The sequence below is a fragment of the Bradyrhizobium cosmicum genome, assembly GCF_032290525.1.
GTDB lineage: Bacteria > Pseudomonadota > Alphaproteobacteria > Rhizobiales > Xanthobacteraceae > Bradyrhizobium > Bradyrhizobium cosmicum_A.
Map to the genome: position 1 here is coordinate 1 of NZ_JASXTA010000118.1, position 317 is coordinate 317.

1 protein-coding gene is annotated in these 317 nt (G+C 59.9%); it reads left to right on the forward strand.

What is annotated here, in order from left to right:
• A partial coding sequence (locus QSV46_RS39305) for a GNAT family N-acetyltransferase (RefSeq protein WP_409997290.1) occupies positions 1–317 on the forward strand: 317 nt, incomplete at both ends.

Below are 317 nucleotides of genomic sequence, written 5' to 3' on the forward strand. Positions count from 1 at the left end.
GTTCAGGCCCTGCGAATTTCGCCGTGCGGCCGTACCCCTCGCAGTGGCAGCGCCACATCGAGGTCAAGGACGGCTGGCGGGTATTCGTTCGACCGATCCGGCCGGAGGACGAGCCGCTGATCCATGAGATGTTGAAACATGTCACCATGCAGGATCTGCGGCTGCGGTTTTTCGCGCCGATGAAGGAATTTTCCCATGAATTCATCGCCCGCCTGACCCAGCTTGATTATGCCCGGGCGATGGCCTTTGTCGCGTTCGACGAAGCGAGCAACGAACTCGTCGGCGTGGTCAGGATTCACTCGGACTCGGTCTATGAG